Source organism: Mesorhizobium sp. M4A.F.Ca.ET.020.02.1.1 (genome assembly GCF_004022645.1).
In the GTDB taxonomy this organism is placed as follows: Bacteria; Pseudomonadota; Alphaproteobacteria; order Rhizobiales; family Rhizobiaceae; genus Mesorhizobium.
On the sequence record NZ_RZOI01000657.1, the window covers coordinates 1 to 3,401 of the forward strand.

The 3,401-nt window shown below is 65.4% G+C and carries 4 protein-coding genes; 3 read left to right on the plus strand and 1 reads right to left on the minus strand.

Annotated elements, in window-relative coordinates:
- Both EN742_RS28690 and EN742_RS28695 read left to right on the plus strand, forming a co-directional pair.
- A partial coding sequence (locus EN742_RS28690; protein WP_245492417.1) for a DNA polymerase occupies positions 1-671 on the plus strand: 671 nt, incomplete at its 5' end.
- Position 672: 1 nt separating this feature from the next.
- The gene (locus EN742_RS28695) at positions 673-1,302 is read left to right on the plus strand and encodes a LysE family translocator (protein ID WP_245455381.1); all 630 of its coding nucleotides are present in this window, start codon (positions 673-675) and stop codon (positions 1,300-1,302) included.
- Between the two features lie 149 nt (positions 1,303-1,451).
- On the opposite strand, the gene EN742_RS28700 is transcribed toward EN742_RS28695, so the two are convergent.
- Positions 1,452-1,856: a Fur family transcriptional regulator gene (locus EN742_RS28700; RefSeq protein ID WP_126058257.1), complete on the minus strand. Its 405-nt coding sequence runs from the start codon at positions 1,854-1,856 to the stop codon at positions 1,452-1,454.
- 231 nt (positions 1,857-2,087) lie between these two features.
- On the opposite strand from EN742_RS28700, the gene EN742_RS28705 reads away from it, so the two are divergent.
- A partial coding sequence (locus EN742_RS28705) for a caspase family protein (protein WP_148670325.1) occupies positions 2,088-3,401 on the plus strand: 1,314 nt, incomplete at its 3' end.

The following is a 3,401-nucleotide window of genomic DNA, read 5'->3' on the forward strand; positions in this document are numbered from 1 at the left end:
AATTGCGGGTGCTCGCCCATGTCGCCGAGATCCCGCAGCTGAAGCAGGCCTTCGCCGACGGCGCCGACATCCACGCCATCACGGCATCCGAGATGTTCAACGTGCCGGTCGAAGGCATGCCTTCGGAGGTGCGCCGCCGCGCCAAGGCGATCAATTTCGGCATCATCTACGGCATTTCGGCCTTCGGTCTTGCCAACCAGCTATCGATCCCGCGCGAGGAGGCCGGCGCCTACATCAAGAAATATTTCGAGCGCTTCCCGGGCATCCGCGACTATATCGAGGCGACCAAGGCCTACGCCCGCGAATATGGCTATGTCGAAACCATCTTCGGCCGCCGCATCCACTACCCGGAGATAAGAGCCTCCAATCCCTCCATCCGCGCCTTCAACGAGCGCGCCTCGATAAACGCCAGGCTGCAGGGCACCGCCGCCGACATCATCCGCCGCGCCATGGTGCATATGGAGGAGGCGCTGGAGAAGGCCGGCCTGTCGGCCCGCATGCTGCTGCAGGTGCATGACGAGCTGATCTTCGAGACGGTGGAAGCCGAGGTCGAGGCGACGCTTCCCGTCGTGCGCCGTGTGATGGAGAACGCGCCGATGCCGGCGGTGTCGATGTCGGTGCCGCTGCATGTCGATGCGCGGGCCGCCGACAATTGGGACGAGGCGCATTGATGTGAACGCGTTGCTGCCGCCCTCGACAGCCACCGTCCTTTCCTTCTCGCTCGCATGCCTGCTGATTGAACTGACGCCGGGTCCGAACATGACCTATCTGGCGCTGATTTCCGCCAGCGAAGGACGCCGCGCCGGCTTTGCCACGGTGGCGGGTATCGCGTTGGGACTGGCGACCGTCGGCGCGGTCGCGGCCTTCGGCGTCGCCGAACTGATCCAGGCATCGCGGCCGTTCTACGAGGGACTTCGCTGGGCCGGGGTGCTATTCCTTCTCTACCTCGCCTGGGAGGGCTGGACCGCGGGAACGGACGTCGTATCGAGCGCCGGCGGCGCGCGCGGCAAGCATTTCATGCGCGGACTCGTCACCAATCTCTTGAACCCCAAGGCGGCGGTCTTCTACGTCGCCGTGCTGCCGACCTTCGTCGATGCCGGACGGCCGGTCCTCTCCCAGACAGTCCTGCTCAGCGCGGTCTATGTGGCGATCGCGACCGCTGTTCACGGCGTCATCGTCGCTCTGGCGGGGACGCTGGAACCGTTCCTCAACGATCCCCGCAGGGAGCGATTTGCCCGACGGCTGCTTTCAGCGCTGCTGGCGCTGGTCGCGTTCTGGTTCGCCTGGTCGACCAAGCACTGAAGCGATACGCTCCCGGGTCTGTTGAGTTTCAGGCCGAGCCGAGAACGGCGGGGTCCGAGAACCGGATCGGAGCGTACTTGAAGTACGTGAGCACCGAAGCGCAGGAGCCCGCCATTTGCAGGCCGGCCTCGCCTGAAGAACAATAGACCCTAGGCGGCCTCGGCCCGGCACTTGGCGCAAACGCCGCGGAACTCGATCACCGCCTTCTTGGCGGCAAAGCCCGTCGAGCGCACCCATTCGTCGAGCCGGTGGTCGACATCATGGTCGGACATCTCGGTCACCTGGCCGCATGTGTCGCAAATGGCGAAGGCGGTCATCGAATGGCTGTGATCATGCGGCTCGGCGCAGGCAACGAAGGAGTTGAGGCTCTCCAGCCGGTGCACGAAACCCGACTTCACCAGCGTGTCAAGCGCGCGATAGACCTGCAGCGGCGCGCGGAAGCCACGTTCGCGCAGCTGGTCGAGCAGCATGTAGGCGCTAAGCGGTCCGCTGGCGGCCTCGAGCTTTTCGAGCACACACAACTGGTTCTTCGTCAGCACATCCCTTGCCGCCATGGTCCTGCTTCCAGTCAGCTTGCGTCGTCCGCACGCCATTTGCGCATGCAAGTGGCCTGAATTCCACTGAGATAGCGACGAACCGTCTTTTTTGCCACTGTTTCCGTCGCCATCGACGGCACCGCCTCAGTGGTTGGTCATCGCCATCGCGCAACCAGCCTTCAAAATACTGACAAAATCATCGATGAGGGTTGCGGCTGCTTGCGAATTCGATCGGGCTTGGGGGCATCCATGATCAGATTGACACGCCGGACGCTGCTTGCCGGCGCCTCCGCGCTGACGGCAGTCGGCACGCTGTCGTTTCGTGCGCTTGCCGCCCAGCGCACCTATTACGCGCTGCTGGTCGCTTGCACCGACTATCCAAACCTGCCGAAGAAGAACTGGCTGATCGGGCCGAAGAACGATGCCGGCCTGGTGCGCGACTACCTGCTGAGAAATACGCCAGCGCCGGTGAAGTTTGCGCCGGAGAACGTCACCCTGCTCGCCAAGGACGTCGAAGGCGCCGCCGGCCTGCCGACGCACGCCGCGATCAAGGCGGCACTGGCCGACCTCGCCGCCAGGGTCGAGCGCGACGACTTCGTCTATCTGCACCTGTCCGGCCATGGCGCGCAGCAGCCCGGGGCGACCAACAGCGACGAGACCGACGGCCTCGACGAGATATTCCTTCCCGTCGACATCGAGAAATGGGTCAACCGCGAGGCCGGCGTGCCCAACGCGCTGGTCGACAATGAGGTCGGCGCCGCACTCGACGCCATCCGCGACAAGGGCGCCTTCGTCTGGGTGGTTTTCGACTGCTGCCATTCCGGCACCGCGACACGCGCCGCCGAGGTCGACGACGAGCTGGAGCGCAAGGTCGAGTTCGCCGATCTGGTCGGCGGCAGCAAGACCGAGCGGGCAGCCGCGGTGAAGCTCTATGACGGCATCACGGCGACCGGCTCGCGCGGCTTCGACGAGAACGGCCAGCGCAAGCCCGCCTTCAACCTGACGCCAACCGGCGCCGAACCGACCACGAAGGGGAAGCTGGTCGCCTTCTATGCCGCGCAGACGATCGAGACGACGCCGGAAATGCCGCTGCCCAAGGGCACCGCCGACGCGCCGCGCTTCGGCCTGTTCACCTTCACCATCCTGTCCAAGCTGGCGGAGAACCCCAACGTCACCTACCGCCAGCTCGGCCAGGCGGTGCTGCAACAATATTCGGCCGACAGCCGCACGCGGCCGACGCCGCTCTTCGAAGGCGAGCTTGACGCCCGCGTCTTCGGCACCGACAGGACCGACGCGGTGATGCAATGGCCGCTGGTCATCAAGGACGATGCGGCGACGATCGGCGCCGGGCTGCTCCAGCGCCTCGCCCCCGGCAGCAAGCTCGCCATCCTGCCATCGGCGCTGTCGCAATTGTCGGATGCGCTCGGCTATGTCGAGGTGCAGTCGGCCAGGAACCTCGAGGCTTGGGTGAAGCCGGTGGAGCTCGACGGCAAGCCGGCCCTGACGCTGGCCGCTATCCCGGCCAATGCCTATGCGCGCATCGCCGAACTCGCCGTCGACTAC

Coding starts and splice junctions, on each gene's coding strand:
- EN742_RS28700 (WP_126058257.1), bottom strand. CDS start 1,856: ATGGCGGCAAGGGATGTGCTGACGAAGAACCAGTTGTGTGTGCTCGAA.